The following is a 20028-nucleotide window of genomic DNA, read 5'->3' on the forward strand; positions in this document are numbered from 1 at the left end:
TTTGTTTACGTCACGCCCAAATGGCCGGCCAATCCATGGGCGCTCCCATGCCAGCCACGTTGAGCCCCAAGTGCCCAAGCTCTGGAAACGACGCCAGATGTTCGCGCATGCGGTCCGGCCATGACGACGTGGGATTGATCACCCCAAACAACTGCCGGAGTATCCGCAGCAGCAGGAAACACCTGGCCAACGCATGAGGGTTGCGCTCAAAGCCTGCAACCCAAGGCATCTCCGCCTCCGACGGCAGTCGGGGTTGGTCAACGATGTTGCGGTTCCACAGACGGCTGTGGTGGGCGCAGACATTGCGCAAATAGTTCAAACTTCGCAGCCAGGTGGCAAACACCCGCCCGTTGCGCACCCCATATTTCGCCGCAATCGCATCCTGCTCCGCCTCGCGCATGCCCCCGAACAAGGTGGAAAGTGTGCCGAAGTCCCACACCTCACAAGCCACCCACATGGCCAGCGGCAAGCCGTATTTGGCGCGGTTGTGGGTCACAAACTCTTCTTTCGACCGCTGGATCAGCTGCGCATGTTTGGTCAGCCACTCGTGATGCCGGGTCACGCCGGTGTCTCGGTTCAGCTCCTGGCTGAATGTGTGGTGAAAGAGAGTGGGACGCAGATACGCAAAAGCATCCAGTTGGCCCAGCATGTGGGACACGTCCACCCGCAGCGCAATCTCCACACGCTCCAGCGCGTCCAACACGAGCAGGCGCAATTCCTTGTCGAACACATACAGATCGACCGCGTTCTGAAACGTCGTGCCGGGTTTGAAGCCGTCCAGCGCCAACGTCTCCACCTTGCCTTGCCGTCTGTCGTTCCGCGCATCCCACACACAGCAAGGCATCGAGCGCTCGCGAAAGGCAAACCAATACCCGCTAAGGCGGTAATAGCCAATGCGGTGCAAATAGGTCAAGGCCTTGGCCGGGTCGGAGACGTGCATGCCTCGCGACCGCAGCTTCTCCAGTTGCTGCTCCAAAGTGAGCCAGGGTTTGGGGTAACTCATGGCAATGCTTCAGCGATGTCGACCTTGGCTACCGCGAGCACCAAACCAGCAAGGGTGGACTGAGTTCCGCTGAGCCACACGTTGTCAATACCCGCGCGCCGGGTCCACAAACCCCGGCAGCACGCTGGGCGCTTCGCCGGCGCGCAGTCGCTCGATCTTGGCGGCAATCTGGGCAATGGATTCGTCGCGCAGGGTGCGCGCCGAAGTGTGGGGTGTGACGGTGATGCGGCGGTGTTTCCAGAAAGGGTGGCCTGCCGGCAAGGGCTCGGTGCGGAACACGTCGAGCGTGGCACCGGCCAGGTGCCCCATGTCGAGCAAGGCCAGCAGGTCGTCGTCCACCAGGTGGGCGCCGCGCGCTACGTTGATGAGGTAAGCCCCGGGCAGCAGGCGCTGCAGGGTGTCGCGGCGCAGGATGTTTTCGGTCTGCGGCGTGAGCGGCAACAGGTTGACCAGCACCCGTGTGCCGGCCAGGAACTCGTTGAACTCGGCCTCGCCACTGAAGGTGGTAACGCCCGGCATCTTGTGCGGCGTGCGGCTCCAGCCACGCACCGGAAAATCAAACTGGGCCACGGCCTGGGCCACGCGCTGGCCCAACACGCCCAAGCCCAAAATGCCCACGGGAAAATCGGCGCGGCTGCGGGGTTTGCGGTACGACCATTTGCCCTCGGCCACATCGGCCTCATAGCCGTCAAATTCGCGGAAATGGCGGATGAGCGCATGGCACACGTACTCGGCCATTTGCACCGACATGCCGGCGTCGTCCAAGCGCACCACCGCCAGCTCGCTCGGCAGCTTCAGTTTGAGCAGACCATCCACCCCCGCACCGATGTTGAACATGGCCTTGAGCCGGGTCTGCTCGTCGATGAACTGCTGGGGTGGCGACCACACCACCGCGTAATCGGCGCGGGGCGCGCCGGGCTGCCACACGTCCACCAGGGCGCGCGGGATGGCCGCGCGCAAGCCGCTGAGCCAGGGCTCGGGTTTGGTGTCGGTGCAACAGAAGCTGATGTAGGTGACGTCCATGGGGGCTATCGGCAAGGCGGGATGATCGATCCGCGATTATCGGCCGCTGCGCTGGGCACGCCCCACAAACCGTCGCCATGCCCCGGTCATGCCGGGGTCAACTTGATCAGCTCGGCGCTTTCGGCCACCTGATCGCCGGGGGCGTACAGCAGTTCGGCCACCAGCCCGTCACCGGGGGCGGCGATGGTGTGTTCCATCTTCATGGCCTCCAGCACCGCCAGGGCCTGGCCCTTCTTGACGCTGTCACCCGCTTTCACCGCAAACGACACCACCTTGCCCGGCATGGGCGCGGTGAGGCGCCCGCCCTCGCTTGCGGCCTCGCCCGCGTGGGCCAGCAGATCGATCTCGACAATCTGGGTGGCGCCCTGCGCCGCAAACACATGGGCGGTTTCGCCCTGCCAGTCCACCCGCAGTTCGGTGCGCTGGCCGTTGAAGGCGACTTCAAGGCCAGCACCGGTCACACGCCATACCAGCGGGCCAGTCACGGCGGTTTCGCCCTCGCCGACCGTCAGGGCCAGGGCGCCATCGTGGGCGTAGCGCAGTTGGGCCTGCACCGTTTCGCCACCAAACACAAAAGCGAAACGGCGCACGAACTCGCCGTGTGAACGCCAGCCATCGCGGCGGCTGAACGGGTCGCTGCCGGCCTGTTGCGCCTCATCGTGCAGGGTTTGCGACACGGCCGCGGCCGCCGCCAGCGCCAGGCCCAGCGGCTCCTGGTGGAACAGCACTGCGGCCTCGCGCGGAATGAGGGCGGTGTCCAGTTGGGCTTGTGCAAACGACGGGCTGCGCACCACATGGCGCAAGAACTGCACGTTGTTGGCCACGCCGACGATGTGGGTCTGGGCCAGGGCAGCATCAAGCCGGGCCAGGGCCTGTTCGCGGGTGTCGCCGTGCACGATGAGCTTGGCGATCATGCTGTCGTAGTAGGGGCTGATGGTGTCGCCGGGGCGCACACCATCGTCCACACGCACGGCCCCATGGGTGAAGGCGCTGGCCTCGGGTTTGCGGTACACACGCAAGGTGCCGGTGGCGGGCAGGAACTGCTTGTCGGGGTTCTCGGCGCAGATGCGCGCTTCGATGGCGTGGCCGTGCATGCGCAGTTCGTCCTGCTTCAGCGGCAGCGGCTCGCCCGAGGCCACGCGCAGCTGCCACTCCACCAGATCGAGGCCGGTGATGGCCTCGGTCACGGGGTGCTCCACCTGCAGGCGGGTGTTCATCTCCATGAAGAAGAAATTCATGCTGCCGTCGTCGCGCTGCTCCACGATGAACTCCACCGTGCCGGCACCCACGTAGTTCACCGCACGCGCGGCGGCCACGGCGGCCAGACCCATCTGCTGGCGCATCTCGGGCGAGAGGCCAGGCGCGGGTGCTTCTTCCAGCACCTTCTGGTGGCGGCGCTGCACCGAGCAGTCGCGCTCGAACAGGTACACACCGTTGCCGTGGGTGTCGCAAAACACCTGGATCTCGATGTGGCGCGGGCGCTGCACGTATTTTTCGATCAGCACCGCGTCGCTGCCAAAGCTGTTGATGGCTTCGCGTTTGCACGATGCCAGCGCGGCCTCGAAGTCTTCGGCCTTGTCCACCGCGCGCATGCCCTTGCCACCGCCACCCGCGCTGGCTTTGATGAGCACGGGGTAACCAATGCGCCCGGCCTCGGCCTTGAGCAGGACCGGGTCCTGGTTGCTGCCGTGGTAACCCGGCACCAGGGGCACACCGGCCTTTTCCATCAGCTGCTTGGACTCGGCCTTGAGGCCCATGGCCAGGATGGCCGATGAGGGCGGGCCGATAAAGACCAGGCCAGCCTGGGTGCAGGCGTCGGCAAAGGCCTCGTTCTCGCTCAGAAAGCCGTAGCCGGGGTGCACGGCCTGCGCGCCAGTGGCGCGGGCGGCGTCGATGATGGCTTGCCACTTGAGGTAACTGTCCTTGGGCGCGGCGCCGCCGAGGTTGATCACCTCGTCGCACAGGGCCACGTGTTTGGCGTGGGCGTCCACATCGGAGCAAACCGCCACGGTGCGCACGCCCAGGCGGCGCGCGGTGGCGGCCACGCGGCAGGCGATTTCACCGCGGTTGGCAATCAGAATTTTTTTAAACATGTGACATCTCCGCGGTGAATTCGCCTGCGCACGCTACGCGTGCCACGCAATTTAGCTTCGCTGCTGCGCGGCTCCGCCGCTGGTCACCGCGGTTGGCAATCAAAATCTTGGAGAACATCTAAGCCACCTTTTCAGAACCGGATAACAGTCGGGACAAGCGGTGCCATGCGGCCCGCAGAAAACTCAGCAACACCCAGGTGATCCACGCGGCAAGGAGCACCACCACGGTCAACACGCCCGCAAAAACCAGCGGGTGGTTCGTGGCCAGCCACAGGGCGCCCAGCACCAACCCGTCCTCGGCCAGGCTGGCGACCACGTTGGAAAACGGTTCGGGCGAGGTGTTGATGGCCGCGCGGGTGGTGGTCTTGGCCACCTGGCTGCTGGCCGCCAGCGTGCCGCCCAGCAAAGCTGCCACCAGGGCCATGGTGGCGCTGTCGGCACCAAACACCCCAGCCGCCAAGGCCGCACCCGCCGGCACCCGCAACACGCTGTTGAGCAGGTCCCACAGCGAATCGAGGCCGGGAATCTTGTCGGCAAAAAACTCCACGAACAGCAGCCCGCCGCTGACCACCAGCAACGCCGGGTGCTGCAACACCTGCAGCCCGCCGGGCAAGGCCCACAGACCCAGCGCGCCACTCAAGCCCACCACAAACACCACAAGGTACAGCCGCAGCCCGCTGGCCCAACCGAGGGCCGCCGCCAGTGCCAGCAGGCTGGTCATGTCCAGCTGTGCGGTGGCGCTGCCCAACGTGCCGGCGACCGGGCCGAAGGCGGCCTGCCACCAGAGCGTGAGCTGTTGCCAGACGGTGTGAAGTGTGTGATCCATGTGGGCTCCCTGATGATTGGCACATCATGGCAGCAACCAGTGGGGCTTGCGTTTTTGCAGAAAGGACGACACGCCTTCGCGCCCTTCGGCGCTGGCGCGGATGTCGGCGATGCCGTCCACGGTGGTCGCGATCAGCGTGTCGTTGATTTCGCGCTCGGCCACATCGCGCACCAGGCGTTTGCAGGCCTTCACCGCAGCGGGCCCGGCGTTCACCAGGGCTTGTGTCATCAAACCCACACGCGCATCCAGTTCATCGGCCGCCACCACCTCGTGCACGAAGCCGATGCGGTGGGCCTCGGCCGCACTGAAGCGCTCGGCCGTGAGGAAGTAGCGGTGCGCGGCGCGCGCGCCCATGGCACGGATGACGTAGGGGCTGATGGTGGCCGGGATCAGACCCAGCTTGACCTCGCTCAGGCAAAAGCCCGCCGTGTCCACCGCAACCGCGATGTCGCACGCGGCCACCAGGCCCATGCCACCGGCGTACACGTCGCCCTGCACGCGGGCGATGGTGGGTTGGGGGCACTCGTAAATCGCGCGCAGCATGGCCGCCAGCGCGCCGGCGTCCGCCAGGTTTTCTTCGCGCGTGTAGTCGGCCATGCGGCGCATCCAGTTCAGGTCGGCACCGGCACAAAAGGCCGGGCCTTGTGCCGCCAGCACCACCGCCCGCACGTCGTCGCGCTGGCCCACTTCCGTGAACACCTGCGTGAGCTCGGCGATCACTTCGTCGTTGAAGGCGTTGCGCACCTCGGGGCGACTCAACGTGATGCGGGCCACACCTGTCTGCACGTCCAGGGTCAGGGCCTTTGTCGGTGAATTCATGCGCGGGCTTCCTCTTGCAGGCAATAGGCGAGGTCGAGCACGGGACAGGAATGGCCGAGCGCGGTCAGCGCGGCGGTGACCTGGCCCCGGTGGTGGGTACCGTGGTTGAACACGTGGGAAAGAATGGCCGCAAAAGGAAGTGTGGTGGGTTCACCGCGTGTGGTGGTGTAGCTGAGCACACCCTCAAAACGTTCGGTCGGCCAGCTTTCGATCAGCGGCAACCAGTTGGCTGCGCCACCTTGCAACGCCTGCGCAAGGCGCGCACGGTCGGGTTCCACCTCGCTGTCCAGCGCCACCATGGGCGACACCCCCCTTGCAAAACGGGGGTACCACAAAAAGTGCTCGCCCACCAGCAGGTGGTTGAGCGTGCCGTGGATGCTCTTGAAAAACAGACCGATGTCGCGCCGGTAGTCGGCCTCGGGCACCTGGGCCACCGCGTCGAGCAGGCGGCGCGTGGCCCACACGTTGTAGCGGGCCAGCTGCGAAAAATGGGTGTGCGGGTTCATGCCGGCCTCACATGCGGAAGAGGCCGAACTTGGTGTCGGGGATGGGTGCGTTGAGCGAAGCGCTCAGGCCCAGCGCCAGCACGCGGCGGGTGTCGGCCGGGTCGATGACGCCGTCGTCCCACAGGCGGGCGGTGGCGTAGTAGGGGTGGCCCTGGTCTTCGTACTGGCGGCGGATGGGCGCCTTGAAGGCCTCTTCTTCCTCCATGCTCCACTGGCCACCCTTGAGCTCGATGCCGTCGCGCTTGACGGTGGCCAGCACGCTGGCGGCCTGCTCGCCGCCCATCACCGAGATGCGCGCGTTGGGCCACATCCACAGGAAACGCGGGCTGTACGCGCGGCCACACATGCCGTAGTTGCCGGCGCCAAAGCTGCCGCCGATGATGACGGTGAACTTCGGCACCGCCGCCGTGGCCACGGCCGTGACCAGCTTGGCACCGTTGCGTGCAATGCCTTCGTTTTCGTACTTGCGTCCGACCATGAAGCCGGTGATGTTCTGCAAGAACACAAGCGGGATCTTGCGCTGGCAGCACAGTTCGATGAAGTGCGCGCCCTTGAGCGCCGACTCGGAGAACAGGATGCCGTTGTTGGCAATGATGCCCACGGGAATGCCTTCGATGCGAGCGAAACCACACACCAGCGTGCTGCCAAAGCGGGCCTTGAATTCGTCGAAATCGCTGTCGTCCACGATGCGGGCGATGATCTCGCGCACGTCAAATGGCTTGCGGGTGTCGGTGGGGATGACGCCGTACAACTCCTCGGCCGCAAAACGCGGCGGCACCGGCGCGTGGATGGCGATGTTGGGGCGCTTGGCCACGTTGAGGTTCTTCACGATCTGGCGGGCCAGCGCCAGCGCGTGCATGTCGTTCTGTGCCAGGTGATCGGCCACACCGCTCAGGCGGGTGTGCACGTCACCACCGCCCAGGTCTTCGGCGCTCACCACCTCGCCGGTGGCCGCCTTCACCAGCGGCGGGCCGCCCAGGAAGATGGTGCCCTGGTTCTTGACGATGATGGTCTCGTCGCTCATGGCCGGCACGTAGGCGCCACCAGCGGTGCAACTGCCCATGACCACCGCGATCTGCGCGATGCCTTGCGCGCTCATGTTGGCCTGGTTGTAGAAGATGCGGCCAAAGTGTTCGCGGTCGGGGAAGACCTCGTCCTGGTTGGGCAGGTTGGCGCCGCCCGAGTCCACCAGGTAGATGCAGGGCAGGCGGTTTTCGCGCGCGATCTCCTGCGCACGCAGGTGCTTTTTCACCGTCATGGGGTAGTAGGTGCCGCCCTTGACGGTGGCGTCGTTGCAGACGATCAGGCAGTCGGTGCCGCTCACGCGGCCAATGCCAGCCACGATGCCGGCGCAGGGCGCGTCGTCGTTGTACATGCCCAGGGCGGCGAGCGGCGCCAGCTCCAGAAAGGGCGTGCCGGGATCGAGCAGCATTTGCACGCGGTCGCGCGGCAGCAGCTTGCCACGCGCCGTGTGTTTGGCACGTGCGGCCTCGCCGCCACCGGCCGCCACGCGCGCCACCTGAGCCTTGAGGTCATCCACCACGGCGCGCATGGCCAGGGCATTGGCCTGGAACTCGGCCGAACGGACGTTGAGTTGGGTGTCGAGCTGGGGCATGGAAAGTCTCTCGATGGGTAGCGGCCCGCGCCCGGGATCGGGCGCACGGTCACTCAATGTAGTGGCACACAGCTTAGGCACAAAGCCGGGTTTACACTGGACAGGGAGGTTGCAAATCGTGCCATCACCTGACCACCTGCTTTCCCAAGGAACCGCCGCCACACCGATCGCCTTTGTGCGTGCCATTTGCCTGGCCTACAACCAGCGGGGAATGTCGCCTGACGGGGCGCTGGCGCGAGCACAGATTGCGCCAAAGCTGGTGCAACAGGACGGCGCCCACATCACCGCCGGCCAGATGGAGTGGTTGTCCGAGGCGGCGATGCGCGAGCTGGACGACGAGGCCCTGGGCTGGTTCTCGCGCCGCCTGCCCTGGGGCAGCTACGGCATGCTCGCGCGCGCCTCGCTGGGCGCACCCCACCTGGGCCGGGCCATGAAACGCTGGTGCCGCCACCACAGCCTGCTCACCGACGACATCGCCCTGACGCTGAGCGAAGCCGATGGCGTGGCCACCCTGGCGCTGGAAGAGCGGCGCGACCTGGGCGCGCTGCGCGAGTTCTGCCTGGTGTCGGTGCTGCGCAACGCCCACGGCCTGGCCTGCTGGTTCATCGCCTCGCGCCTACCGCTGCTCTCAGCCCACTTTCCGTGTGCGCGCCCGGCCCATGGCGAGGTCTACCGCGTGTTGTTTCCCGGTGGCGAAACGCACTTCAACGACGGGCCGGCCCGCCTGCAGTTCGACGCCCGCTACCTGGCACAAGCCCTGCGCCGAGACGAAGCGGCCATGAACCAAATGCTCAAACGCGCGCTGCCCTTAACGGTGCGCCAGTACCACCGCGACCGCTTGCTGGTGGAGCGTGTGCGCCAGGCGCTGCAGCACCAGCCGCAGCACAGCCACAGCGCCGAGGCCCTGGCCGCGTTGTTGCACGTTTCGGCGCGCACCTTGCACCGCCAGCTCAAGGAGGAAGGCGCCACGTTGCAGGCGCTGAAAGACGAGGTGCGCCGCACGGTGGCCACCGAAGCGCTGCTGCGCACCGACCGCCCGATCAAACAGGTCGCGCAAGCGGCCGGCTTTCGCAACGAAAAAAGTTTCTCCCGCGCCTTCCGATCCTGGACCGGCCTGGGGCCGGCCGAATTTCGTCAGTCACTCAAGCCTTAAGCAAACCCGGCAACGCGCTCATGTGCGAGAACACCCGCGCCACCGGCAACCCGGCAAACGCCCGCCCATGCCCCTGCGGGCAGTAGCCCCACACCGTCGCCCCCGCAGCCAGGCCGGCGCGCGCGCCCACGGCGCTGTCTTCGATCACCAGGCAACGTTCGGGCGCCACCCCCAAATGCACGGCGGCGGCCAGGTAAACATAGGGTTCGGGTTTGGAGGCCGGCATCTCGTGGCCGCTGAAGACGCGGCCTTCGAACCAGCGCAGCAGGCCCACCTGGCGCAACTGCATCTCCACTTTGAAGCGGTCGGCACCCGACGCACAGGCGATGCGGCCTTGCTGCGAGGCATGCAGCGCGGCCACCGTGTCGTGGATGCCGTCCACCGCCAGCAACTCGGCCGCAATCGCCGCGTTGCGGCGCTCCAGAAAGCGCTCCATCCAGTCGGCCGGCAGTGCGTGGCCACGCTCGGCCGCCCAGGCGGTCATCACGTCGCGGATGGTGCGGCCGGTGAAGTGGTGATCGATGGCATCGCGGGTGAGCAGGGTGTCCACCCAGTCCAGCTCCTGCAACATGCCCAACAGCACGCGGTTGACGATGGGTTCGCTGTCCACCAGCACGCCATCGCAGTCGAACAACACGGCCTCAAAACGCGGCGCGCTCACAGCAGGTCTCCGTCCACGTAGAACCAATGCCCGGCCTCGCACACAAAGCGGCTGCGTTCGTGCAAACGCTGGCCGCGGCCCGCCACCCGCGAGCGCGCCACGAATTCGACCTCGGCGTGGGTATCGTCCGTGCGCCGATGTGCGCGAACATCGAGTCCCAACCAACGTTGTGCCGGCTCAAAATCCAAGGTGGCAGGCCGTGTGGTCGGGTGCCAGGTGGCGAGCAGGTAGGCCGCGTTCTGGCGCACAAAGGCGCTGTAACGTGAGCGCATCAGGGCTTCTGCATCGGGCGCGGGCTGGCCGTCATGGCAGGGCTGACAGCAGGCGGCGTAGGGCAGCGGCCGGCCGCGCGCATCCAGGCGGCCACAAGGGCATGCATCGGCCACGGTCGTCACGAGGAGGCGGTCTTGCGGCTGGCCGTGCGCGCCTTGTGCTGCTCCAGCGTTTCGGTCGGCGCACCGGCCTTGACCCAGGCGCCAAAGCCCCCATCGATGTGCGCCACGTTGGTCATGCCCATGTCGCGCAAGGCCTTGGTGGCCAGGGCGCTGCGCCAACCCGCGCCGCAGAACAGCACGAACTCCTTGCTCTCATCGCCGAACGCGGGCTTGAAATACGGCGAATCGGGATCGACCCAGAATTCGAGCATGCCACGCGGCGCGTGCAGGGCACTGGGGGCCGTGCCCTCGCGCTCCAGTTCGCGCACGTCGCGTATGTCCACCAGTTGCAGGCGGGCGTCGCCGCTTGTCAGCCGCTCGGCCACCTCGGCCACGGTGTAGGTGGTGATCTGCGCCGTGGCTTCGTCCACCAGCGCGCGGAATCCTTTGGTGATGGGCATGGGGGTCTCCTGGTGGGGGTGCGGCATTGTGAGCGATTGTGCCGTGCGCCTCAGCACTGCGGCTACGATGCGGCCACAAGAAGACACCGGAGGAGACCATGCACAGCGACACCACCCCACCGCCCAACGTGCGCCACCTGCGCCAGGTGCTGCTTTGGCCGCTGCGCCTGATGCCCCAGGCTGGCGCGGGCGGGCGCATCGCCCGCCCCTGGCAAACGCTGGAGAGTCTGCCCGACAGCCCGTGGCGCGAGGTGGTGGACGAGTACACCGGCGATGCCGCCGGTTTTCACGAGCGGCACTACAACGAGTTCGTGACCTTTCTGCCGTTTGTGCAACGTTTTCTGTACGGCGAAGGCCGCCACCATGCCGGCAGCGGCTCCCGCCATCACGCAACCGGCGCGGCGATGCGGGTCTATCGACGCCGAGACGTGGCGCAGGCGCGCGTGGTGCCCCGCCCGGGCGACCCGCCGCTGACCCTGGACATCGCCCACATTGATCTGTATTTTTTTCTCGACGTTGACGTGGTGTTTCTCTGTGTCGAGCTGTGCACCGGCGATCTGCCACTGCCCCAGGCACAGGACCTGCTGTACCGGCTGGGACGCGGCTACCCCGGCGGCTGGGACGAACACGGACAGGCCCAGCACTGCCTGGCCGAGGCCGAATGGCTGGACCCCAACGGGCAGGTGCTGGCCAGGTCGGACGCGCAGCAGCGTGACCTGTTTCTGGCGCACGTGTGCGAACACCGGGCGCCGCGCATCGCCGCTCACTGGGCCTACCTGCTGCACCCGCTGGTGAGCGATCACTCGGGCAGCGAAGGTCCGCTGCGGTTTCGGCAGATTGAGTACTACCGCATGCCGCTGATGGCCTATTTGGCGATGGACCAACCAAAGGCACTGAGCCGTGAAGACTTCGTGCGCCTGGCACTGGTGGGTGGTGTTGATGCGGTACAGGGCGACAGCACCGATTTCGAGCACCGTTACTGCTACGACCGATTCTGGGTTGACCAAGGCGCCGCCCCCCACACACGCTACCTGTGCAGCGGCCATTCGCTGGTGGTGACGGGCGACGCAGCGTCACCATTTTTTACCTGCGCCGAACGCGGTGTGCTGGCGCAGTTCCGGCACCAACACTTTCTGCTGTTCCTGATCGCGCATTTCCAGAAGGCCGCCCTGCTGATGTTCGCCGACCGGCTGGCACAGGCCCTGCGACAGCTGGACGTGCTGGACATCAACAGCGTGCGCCGCTTCAAACGCGAGATCCGCGCCGTCTTCGAGTCCTTTCTGCGTTTCACCCACCGCTACTGGTTTCACGAAGTGGCCGAACAGGCGCAGGCGCGCACCCTGTTCAAGATGTGTGCCCAGCACCTGCAGACCGACGCCCTCTACGCCGAGGTGCGCGAGCGTGTGAGCGAGATGAGCGGCTACCTCGAAACCGACAGCCTGAGGCGCCAGGCCAACACCGTGGTGCGCCTCACGGTGGTCACCATCTTTGGCCTGGTGGGCACCATCTCCACCGGTTTCCTGGGCATGAACCTGCTCGCCGAAGCCGATGCACCGCTGTCTCGACGGCTGGGCTTTTTTGCCGTGGTTTTTGTGGCGACCTCTGCCTTGACGGTGTACACGATGGCGAAGTCCAAGCGCCTGTCCGACTTCCTTGACGCACTGAGCGACGAGCAACTGAGCCCCTGGCAGAAATGTTTGGCACTTGCTGCGGTGTGGAAACGCTGAGTGGCGAGTTCACTTTCTCCAGAAATGGCCAGTGAACAGCACCAGCACGCTCAAAAGCTCCAACCGGCCCAAGAGCATGGCGAAAGTGCAAATCCACGTTTGAAACGCGGTCAGGCCACCGAAGTTGCCCGCAGGCCCCACATCACCGAGGCCGGGGCCGATGTTGTTGAGCGTGGCCACCACGGCCGAAAAGGCGGTCACGATGTCCAGGCCCGAGAACAACAGCAGCATGGTCAGGCCCATGGTGCAGGCGCCGTAAATGAGCATGAAGCCCAGCACCGCGGTCATCACGGTGGGCGGCACCACGCCGCGCCCGAGCGTGACGGGGTTGACCACGCGGGGGTGGATGATGCGCACCAGCTCGCGCCGGGCCTGTTTGACCAGCAGCACCATGCGAACCATTTTGATGCCACCGCCGGTGGAGCCGGCACAGGACACAAAACAGCCCAGAAAAATCAACCAGATGGGCGCGAAGGCCGGCCACTGCGCGTAGTCGGTGGACGCGTAGCCGGTGGTGGTGGCCACCGACACCACGTGGAAGGCGCTGGCGCGCAGGGCCGCCAGGAAGTCGGTGTACACGCCACGCGCCATGAGCAACAGGGTCAGCAGCGCGATGGAAGCCAGCAACACCATAAGGTAGGTGCGGATCTCGCGGTCGCCCAGGATGGGGCGCATGGAACGCGTGCGCAACACCATGAAGTAGCGCAGGAAGCTGATGCCCGCCAGGGTCATGAACACCACCGCCACCGCTTCGATGAGCGGCGAATCCCAGTGACCAAAACTCGCATCGTGCGACGAGGAGCCCCCCAGGCCCATGGTGGTGCACATGTGCATGAAAGCGTCGGGCCAGCTCATGCCGGCCCAGCGGTAGGCCAGCATGCACAGGACCGAAAACAGGAAGTACACGCCCCAAAGACCACGCGCGGTTTCGGCAATGCGGGGGGTGAACTTGGTGTCTTTCATGGGGCCAGGGGTTTCGGCCTTGTAGAGCTGCACACCACCCAGACCCAGCAAGGGCAACACCGCCACCACCAGCAGCATGATGCCCAGGCCACCGATCAACTGCAGAAAACAGCGCCAGATGTTGACGGCCACGGGCAGCTGGTCCAGCCCGGCCAAGGCGGTGGCACCGGTGGCGGTGAGCCCGCTCATGGCCTCGAAATACGCCTTGGTCCAGGTGATGTCGGGCACGGTGAACATCAGCGGCACCGCAGCAAATGCGGGCAGGATGACCCAGACCAGATTGACCAGCAAAAAACCGTCGCGTGCCATCAACTCGCGCCGGTGGTGGCGGGTGGCCTGCCACAGCACCAACCCCGACACCAGCGACAGCAGAAAACTGCCCATCCACACCCACTGCACCGCCACACTGTCGTGAAAGCGGGCCCAGCCCAGCGGCACCAGAAAGGCCAGCGAAAACGCGACCTGGACACGCGCCAGCACCGCAAGAACAGGCAAAAACATGGACACGACCGGTGCTCAGAAAAAGGTGGCGCTGACTTGGAACAGGCGCTCCACCTCACGCACCATGCGTTTGTGCGGGATGAAGATGACGATGTGGTCGTCGACCTCGATCAAGGTGTCGTGGTGCGGCATCAGCACCTGCGAATCGTTGCGCTCGCCGCGCACGATACAACCGATGCGCGCGCCCTGGGGCAGCTTGATCTCCTCCACCCGGCGCCCCACCAGCTTGGACGTTTTCACGTCGCCGCGCGCAATGCCCTCCAGCGCCTCGGCCGCGCCCCGGCGCAGGCTGTGCACCTGGGCCACGTCGCCCCGACGCAAATGCGCGAGCAACTCGCCGATGACGGTGTGCGACGGCGAGATGGCGATGTCGATGGTGCTGCCCTGCATCATGTCGGCGTAGGCGCGGCGGTTGATCAGCGAGATCACCCGGTTGGCGCCCAGGCGTTTGGCCAGCATGGCGGCCAGGATGTTGTCTTCGTCGTCGCTGGACAGCGCCAGGAACAGGTCCATCTCGCCCACCTGTTCGTCCTGCAGCAGGTCTTCGTCGGTGCCGTCGCCGTGCAACACCAACATGCTGGAGGGCAACTGGCCGGCGAGGTAGTCGCAGCGTTTGCGATCGCGCTCGATCAGCTTGACCTGGCACTGCCCCACCAGGCTGCGCGCCAGCCGCAGACCGACCTTGCCGCCGCCGGCAATCATGACGCGGCGCACCGACTGGTCGGCGCGGTGAATGGCGGCCAACACCTGGCGGATTTTGGTCTTGTCGGCCAGCACAAACACCTCGTCACCGGCCAAGATGCGCGTCTGTGGGCCAGGGTCCACCTCGGCGTCCTGGCGGTAGATGGCCACCACACGCATGTCCACGTTGGGCAGGCGTTCGCGGATGTCGGCCAGGGTGTGGCCCACCAGCGCGCCACCGTGCACCGCACGCACCGCGATCAGGCAGGCGCGGCCATCGGCAAACTCCAGCACCTGCAAGGCCTCGGGGTAGTCGATGAGCTGATGGATGTAACGCGTGACCGACTCTTCGGGGCAGATCACGTGGTCCACCGCAAAGCCGGTCTTGGACATCAGCTCGTCGCCCTCGGCGAACTCGGGCGAACGCAGGCGGGCGATGGTGGTCGGCACATTGAACACGTCGTGTGCCACCTTGCAGACCACCAGGTTGGATTCATCGGCGGCCGCGCAAGCGATCAGCATGTCGGCGTCCTGGGCGCCCGCATCGCGCAGCACCGAGGGCTGGATGCCGTTGCCCACCACACCGCGCAGGTCCAGCCGTTCTTCGAGCAGGCGCAGGCGCTCCGGGTCGTGGTCGATGACGGTGATGTCGTTCTGCTCCGACACCAGGCTCTCGGCCACGCTCTCCCCTACCCTGCCGGCTCCCAGGATGATGATGTTCATGGCCTGGATGTTACCGCCCCGCCAGCGGCGAAGCGTTTACAGCGCGCGCTGAATGATGATCTTTTGCACGTCGCTGGTGCCTTCGTAAATCTGGCACACGCGCACATCGCGGTAGATGCGCTCGACCGGGAAGTCGTTCACCACGCCGTAGCCGCCCAGGGTCTGGATGGCCACCGAACACACACGTTCGGCGGTTTCGCTGGCAAACAGCTTGGCCATGGCGGCCTCTTTCAGGCAGGGCCGGCCGGCGTCACGCAAGACGGCGGCGTGCCAGATCAATTGGCGCGCGGCTTCGAGCTGCGTGGCGCAATCGGCCAGGCGGAAACCCACGGCCTGGTGGTTGAAGATGGGCTGGCCGAAGCTCTCGCGCTGCTTGGCGTAGTCGATGGCCACCTCCAGCGCGCTGCGGGCCATGCCCACGCTCTGCGCGGCGATGCCGATGCGCCCGCCTTCGAGCGCGGAGAGGGCAATCTTGTAGCCCTCGCCCTCGGCGCCGATCAGGTTCTCGGCCGGGATGCGGCAGTTGTCGAAGTTGATCTGCGCGGTGTCGCTGCTGTGCTGGCCCAGCTTGTCTTCCAGGCGCGCCACCACATAACCCGGCGCGCTGGTGGGCACAAGGAAGGCGCTCATGCCCTTCTTGCCCGCAGCCTTGTCGGTCACGGCAATCACCACCGCCACGTGGCCGTTTTTGCCGCTGGTGATGAACTGTTTGACGCCGTTGATGACGTATTCGTCCCCCTGTTTGACGGCCGTGGTGCGCAGCGCCGAAGCGTCCGATCCGACGTGGGGCTCAGTCAGACAGAAGGCGCCCAGCATCTGGCCGGCGGCCAGCGGGCGCAACCATTGCGCTTGCTGCGCGGCATTGCCGTAGCGCATGAGGATGGCGTTGACGGGGCAGTTGGTCACGGAAATTGCCGTGCTGGTGCCGCCATCACCGGCGGCAATTTCTTCCAGCACCAGGGCCAGCGTCAGGTAGTCCAAGCCGGCGCCGCCCAGCGCCTCGGGCACGCAAATGCCGTAGGCACCCAACTCGGCCAGGCCCTGGTGAACGTCTTTGGGAAAGTGGTGTTCCTTGTCCCACTTGGCGGCGTGGGGCCACAGCTCGGCTTGTGCGAAGGCGCGCACGGCGTCGCGGATGGCTTCTTGGTCGGGGGTCAGCAACATGGTGTGTTTCTCGGAAATGGTTTACCAATGGGCGGCGCGGCGGCCATCGTGGTGGATGAGGTGGCCGTTGTCGTCGGATGTGATGCTGGCGATGGCCGCGCGCAAGCCCGTCACGCTGTCCGCCAGGCTCAGCGGCGCGGTGGCACCGCCCATGTCGGTCTGCACCCAGCCCGGGTCCAGCGCCACCAGGCGAGCGCGGGGGTAATCGAAGCGCGCGCTGGCCACGACCATGTTGAGCGCAGCCTTGCTCACGCGGTACAGCCAGGCGTTGCTGCCGGGCACGCTGGCGATCTGGCTCATGCTGGACGACAGGGCGCCAAACACGCCACCGGCCTCCTCCACCATGGGCAGCACCTGCGGGATGACCTGCATCAGCCCCAGCACGTTGGTGTGCATCACATGATCGAAAGCCTGCTGCGTGGGCGGCGTGGTGGCGCCGGCGCGGTCCATCACACCGGCCACGTATAGTGCAACGTCCAGCTTCTCGCCATCCAGCAGCCACGACAAGCCACTCACGCTGGCCGGGTTGGCCACATCCACTTGGAGCGCGTGTGCGCCCTGGTCGCGCAAGGCGGACAAACCCGCGTCGTCACGTGCGGTGGCAATCACGCGGTCACCGGCCTCGCGGTACTGGCGCACCAGCTCCAGGCCGATGCCACGCGAGGCGCCGATGACGAGAACCGTGGTCATCAGACCAGCTCAACCGCCATGGCCGTGGCCTCGCCGCCGCCGATGCACAACGTGGCCACGCCTTTTTTGCCACCACGTGCCTGCAAGGCGTGCAGCAGCGTGACCAGGATGCGCGCGCCACTGGCGCCGATGGGGTGGCCCAGGGCGCAGGCGCCGCCGTTCACGTTCACCTTGTCGTGCGGAATGCTCAGCTCGGCCATGAGCGCCATGGGCACCACGGCAAAGGCTTCGTTGATTTCCCACAGGTCCACGTCGGCCACGGTCCAGCCGGTTTTGACCAGCAGCTTTTGGGTGGCGCCCACGGGTGCGGTGGCAAACCAGTTGGGCTCTTGCGCGTGGGTGGTGTGGGCCACGATACGGGCCAGCGGCTTGAGGCCTTGCGCCTGCGCCGTGCTCTGGCGCATCAGCACCAGGGCGGCGGCGCCGTCGTTGATGGACGAGCTGCTGGCGGCGGTGATGGTGCCGTCTTTCTTGAAGGCGGGCTTGAGCGATGGGATCTTGTCGAGCTTGACCTTGCCCGGGCCTTCGTCGACCGACACCACGCGCTCGCCGCTGCGGTCTTTCACGGTGACGGGAGCGATTTCCTTGGCGAAAGCGCCACTCTCGGTGGCGGCCTTGGCACGGGTCACCGAGGCAATGGCGAAGGCGTCCTGCTGTTCGCGGGTGAAGCTGTACTTGGCAGCGCAGTCCTCACCGAAGGTGCCCATGCTGCGGCCGGGTTCGTAGGCGTCTTCCAGGCCGTCGAGCATCATGTGGTCGAAAATTTTGTCGTGGCCCATGCGGTAGCCACCCCGGCCTTTTTGCAGCAGGTAGGGCGCGTTGGTCATGCTCTCCATACCGCCGGCCACCATCACGGTGGCGCTGCCGGCCTGCAGCATGTCGTGCGCCAGCATGGTGGCCTTCATGCCCGAGCCACACATTTTTGACAAGGTGACCGCACCGGCCGACAGCGGCAGGCCGCCCTTGAGCAGCGCCTGGCGCGCGGGCGCCTGGCCCTGCCCAGCCATCAGGCAGTTGCCAAACAGCACTTCGTCGACCAGCGCCTTGTCCACGCCGGAACGCTCCACGGCGGCACGGATGGCGACACCACCCAGGTCGTGGGCGGCCAGCGAGGCGAAGTCGCTCTGGAAAGCACCCATGGGGGTGCGGGCGGCGCCAACGATGACGATGGGATCGGTTGTGGACATGGCAAAACTCCTGTGAAAAAACGAAGCAAAGGGAAGGATCAAACCGTTTCAGCGGGCACGGGCGCCTGGAAGCGCCGGGCCTGTTCGTAAGGGAACACGTCGTGCATGTGGCCAGCGAGGATGTGGTCTTTGTGCGCCTGCCAGAAGGCCACGTCCAACAGCTCGGCGTGGTGCTGCAAAAACACTTCGCGCACCGCCGGGTGGCCCAGCAAAAACGGGGCGAAGGTTTCGGGGAACACGTCGTTCTTCGCCACCGCGTACCAGACCTCGCCCGACAGCTCGTCCTCCTCATTGCGCGGTGGTGGCACGCGGCGGAAGTTGCATTCGGTCAGGTATTCGATTTCGTCGTAGTCGTAGAACACCACCTTGCCCTGGCGGGTGATGCCAAAGTTCTTCCACAACATGTCGCCCGGGAAGATGTTGGCCGACACCAGGTCGCGGATGGCGTTGCCATACTCGATCACGGCATGCGCCATTTGCTGGTGCGCGCGCGGGTTGTCCAGCCCGGTGTCAAAAGCCTCTTGCAGGTAGAGGTTGAGCGGGATCATGCGCCGCTCGATGTAGCAGTGCTTGAGGATGACCTCCAGCTGGCCGTCGCCGTCGCGGTCGGAGATTTCGACTTGGCTGGGCGCGAATCTCTGCAGCTCTTCGATCAGTTCGTCCTCGAAGCGATCACGCGGAAACGCCACCAGCGAGAACTCCAGCGTGTCGGCCATGCGGCCCACGCGGTCGTGCTGTTTGACGAGCTGGTACTTGGCACGCACCTGTTCGCGGGTGGTGTCCTTCTGGTGCGGGAAGTGGTCTTTGATGACCTTAAACACAAACGGAAAGCTGGGCAGGTCGAACACCAGCATCACCATGCCCTTGATGCCGGGCGCGATGCGCAGGCGGTCGGAGCTGTGGCGCATGTGGTGCAGGAAGTCGCGGTAGAACAGCGTCTTGCCCTGCTTGGCCAGGCCGAGTGCGTTGTAGAACTCCGCACGCGGTTTGCGTGGCATGAGGCTGCGCAGGAACTGCACGCAGGCGCTGGGCACGGCCATGTCCACCATGAAATAGGCACGCGCAAAGCTGAACAGGAGTTGCAGGTCGTCCTCACCGAACAAGGCGGCGTCGATGACCAGCTGGGCGCGGCGCTGGTGCACGATGGGCAAGGCAAACGGCACTTCCTGGAAGCCGTTGATGATTTTGCCGACCACGTAGGCGCCCTTGTTGCGAAAGAACAGGCTGGCCAGCACCTGCAGCTGGAAGTTGGAGCGCAACTTGACGTGGTCGAAGTGGCGCAGCATGGCCTGGTGGACGCGCTCGATGTCGCGCTCCAGGTCCACAAAGGGCACGTGCAAGTCGAAGTCGGTCACCATGCGCTGCAGTTCGGTCGCCAGGGTGTCGCGCCGGGGGTAGTAGCTGCGGTAGGTCGGTCGCGTGCCGACGGCCTCGTCTTCGATGTATTCGGTGCTGACCGCGGGCCGAACGAAGATGAAATCGTTCTGAAAGTAGGTGCGGTGCAGGATTTTGGTGGTGACCGAATTGAAGAAGGTTTCGGCCAGCTCGGGCTGCAGGTGGTTGACCAGCAGGCCGATGTAATGCAGCTTGACCTGCTGCCACACGTCCATGGGTTGCTGGCTGGCCTGGAACTCCTTCTCCAGCCGCATCACACATTCCTTCACGCGCAGGTCGTAGAACTCGATGCGCTCGCGCTGGCCGCGTTGCTGGGCGTGCCAGTCGGCGGTTTCGAAGCGGTGTTTGGCGCGCGCGGATTCGGCGCGGAACAGGCGGTAATGGCGGTTGAACCCGTCCATCATGGCCCGGGCGATGCCATAGGCGACGGTCGAGTCCAGCCGCTGGGGGAACATCGCCGATC

General features: G+C 65.7%; 18 protein-coding genes. 2 read left to right on the forward strand and 16 right to left on the reverse strand.

Annotated elements, in window-relative coordinates; genetic code table 11:
* Positions 1 to 10: 10 nt before the first annotated feature.
* The 7 genes from ACFQU0_RS14800 to ACFQU0_RS14830 form a co-directional block, all read right to left on the reverse strand.
* The gene (locus ACFQU0_RS14800) at positions 11 to 976 is read right to left on the reverse strand and encodes an Abi family protein (protein WP_382202086.1); all 966 of its coding nucleotides are present in this window, start codon (positions 974 to 976) and stop codon (positions 11 to 13) included.
* 111 nt (positions 977 to 1087) lie between these two features.
* On the reverse strand, positions 1088 to 2026 hold the full coding sequence (locus tag ACFQU0_RS14805; RefSeq protein WP_382202088.1) for a 2-hydroxyacid dehydrogenase: 939 nt from the start codon (positions 2024 to 2026) through the stop codon (positions 1088 to 1090).
* 86 nt (positions 2027 to 2112) lie between these two features.
* Positions 2113 to 4119, reverse strand: a complete 2007-nt coding sequence (locus tag ACFQU0_RS14810) for an ATP-binding protein (RefSeq protein ID WP_382202090.1) — start codon at positions 4117 to 4119, stop codon at positions 2113 to 2115.
* Between the two features lie 118 nt (positions 4120 to 4237).
* Positions 4238 to 4945, reverse strand: a complete 708-nt coding sequence (locus tag ACFQU0_RS14815; RefSeq protein WP_382202092.1) for a DUF4126 domain-containing protein — start codon at positions 4943 to 4945, stop codon at positions 4238 to 4240.
* A 24-nt stretch (positions 4946 to 4969) separates the two neighbouring features.
* Positions 4970 to 5764 carry an enoyl-CoA hydratase/isomerase family protein gene (locus ACFQU0_RS14820; protein WP_382202094.1) on the reverse strand — a complete coding sequence of 265 codons (795 nt, stop codon included), beginning with the start codon at positions 5762 to 5764 and terminating at the stop codon, positions 4970 to 4972.
* Complete coding sequence (locus tag ACFQU0_RS14825) at positions 5761 to 6270, reverse strand: DinB family protein (RefSeq protein ID WP_382202096.1); 510 nt, start codon at positions 6268 to 6270, stop codon at positions 5761 to 5763. The genes ACFQU0_RS14820 and ACFQU0_RS14825 overlap by 4 nt, the downstream gene beginning before the upstream one ends.
* A 7-nt stretch (positions 6271 to 6277) precedes the next feature.
* Positions 6278 to 7885 (reverse strand): carboxyl transferase domain-containing protein, encoded by a 1608-nt coding sequence (locus ACFQU0_RS14830; RefSeq protein ID WP_382202098.1) that lies wholly within the window; start codon positions 7883 to 7885, stop codon positions 6278 to 6280.
* Positions 7886 to 8003: 118 nt separating this feature from the next.
* On the opposite strand from ACFQU0_RS14830, the gene ACFQU0_RS14835 reads away from it, so the two are divergent.
* A complete protein-coding gene (locus tag ACFQU0_RS14835; protein WP_382202100.1) occupies positions 8004 to 9038 on the forward strand; it encodes an AraC family transcriptional regulator in 1035 nt (344 codons plus the stop codon).
* On the opposite strand, the gene ACFQU0_RS14840 is transcribed toward ACFQU0_RS14835, so the two are convergent.
* Genes ACFQU0_RS14840 through ACFQU0_RS14850 form a run of 3 tightly spaced genes read right to left on the reverse strand, consistent with a single transcriptional unit; the run spans position 9028 to position 10534 of the window.
* On the reverse strand, positions 9028 to 9699 hold the full coding sequence (locus ACFQU0_RS14840; protein WP_382202102.1) for an HAD family hydrolase: 672 nt from the start codon (positions 9697 to 9699) through the stop codon (positions 9028 to 9030). The two genes, ACFQU0_RS14835 and ACFQU0_RS14840, sit on opposite strands and share 11 nt — an antisense overlap.
* On the reverse strand, positions 9696 to 10085 hold the full coding sequence (locus ACFQU0_RS14845) for a YchJ family protein (protein WP_382202315.1): 390 nt from the start codon (positions 10083 to 10085) through the stop codon (positions 9696 to 9698). The genes ACFQU0_RS14840 and ACFQU0_RS14845 overlap by 4 nt, the downstream gene beginning before the upstream one ends.
* A 5-nt stretch (positions 10086 to 10090) precedes the next feature.
* Complete coding sequence (locus ACFQU0_RS14850; RefSeq protein WP_382202104.1) at positions 10091 to 10534, reverse strand: rhodanese-like domain-containing protein; 444 nt, start codon at positions 10532 to 10534, stop codon at positions 10091 to 10093.
* Between the two features lie 98 nt (positions 10535 to 10632).
* On the opposite strand from ACFQU0_RS14850, the gene ACFQU0_RS14855 reads away from it, so the two are divergent.
* Complete coding sequence (locus ACFQU0_RS14855; protein ID WP_382202106.1) at positions 10633 to 12261, forward strand: hypothetical protein; 1629 nt, start codon at positions 10633 to 10635, stop codon at positions 12259 to 12261.
* Positions 12262 to 12270: 9 nt separating this feature from the next.
* Here the strand turns inward: ACFQU0_RS14855 and ACFQU0_RS14860 are convergent, their stop codons facing one another.
* From ACFQU0_RS14860 to aceK, 6 genes are read right to left on the reverse strand one after another with little or no spacing between them, the layout of a single operon-like run.
* Positions 12271 to 13731 carry a TrkH family potassium uptake protein gene (locus tag ACFQU0_RS14860; RefSeq protein ID WP_382202108.1) on the reverse strand — a complete coding sequence of 487 codons (1461 nt, stop codon included), beginning with the start codon at positions 13729 to 13731 and terminating at the stop codon, positions 12271 to 12273.
* 9 nt (positions 13732 to 13740) lie between these two features.
* Complete coding sequence (trkA, locus tag ACFQU0_RS14865; protein ID WP_382202110.1) at positions 13741 to 15129, reverse strand: Trk system potassium transporter TrkA; 1389 nt, start codon at positions 15127 to 15129, stop codon at positions 13741 to 13743.
* A 36-nt stretch (positions 15130 to 15165) separates the two neighbouring features.
* Positions 15166 to 16293 carry an acyl-CoA dehydrogenase family protein gene (locus tag ACFQU0_RS14870; protein WP_382202112.1) on the reverse strand — a complete coding sequence of 376 codons (1128 nt, stop codon included), beginning with the start codon at positions 16291 to 16293 and terminating at the stop codon, positions 15166 to 15168.
* Positions 16294 to 16314: 21 nt separating this feature from the next.
* Entirely contained in the window at positions 16315 to 16983 is a 669-nt protein-coding gene (locus ACFQU0_RS14875; RefSeq protein WP_382202114.1) for an SDR family oxidoreductase, read from the reverse strand.
* Positions 16983 to 18170 carry an acetyl-CoA C-acyltransferase gene (locus ACFQU0_RS14880; RefSeq protein ID WP_382202116.1) on the reverse strand — a complete coding sequence of 396 codons (1188 nt, stop codon included), beginning with the start codon at positions 18168 to 18170 and terminating at the stop codon, positions 16983 to 16985. Before ACFQU0_RS14880 ends, ACFQU0_RS14875 begins: the two co-directional genes overlap by 1 nt.
* Positions 18171 to 18208: 38 nt before the next feature.
* Positions 18209 to 20020: a bifunctional isocitrate dehydrogenase kinase/phosphatase gene (gene aceK, locus ACFQU0_RS14885; protein WP_382202118.1), complete on the reverse strand. Its 1812-nt coding sequence runs from the start codon at positions 20018 to 20020 to the stop codon at positions 18209 to 18211.
* Positions 20021 to 20028: the final 8 nt, after the last annotated feature.

The sequence above is a fragment of the Hydrogenophaga defluvii genome (assembly GCF_042665235.1).
Classification (GTDB): Bacteria; Pseudomonadota; Gammaproteobacteria; order Burkholderiales; family Burkholderiaceae_C; genus Hydrogenophaga; species Hydrogenophaga defluvii_A.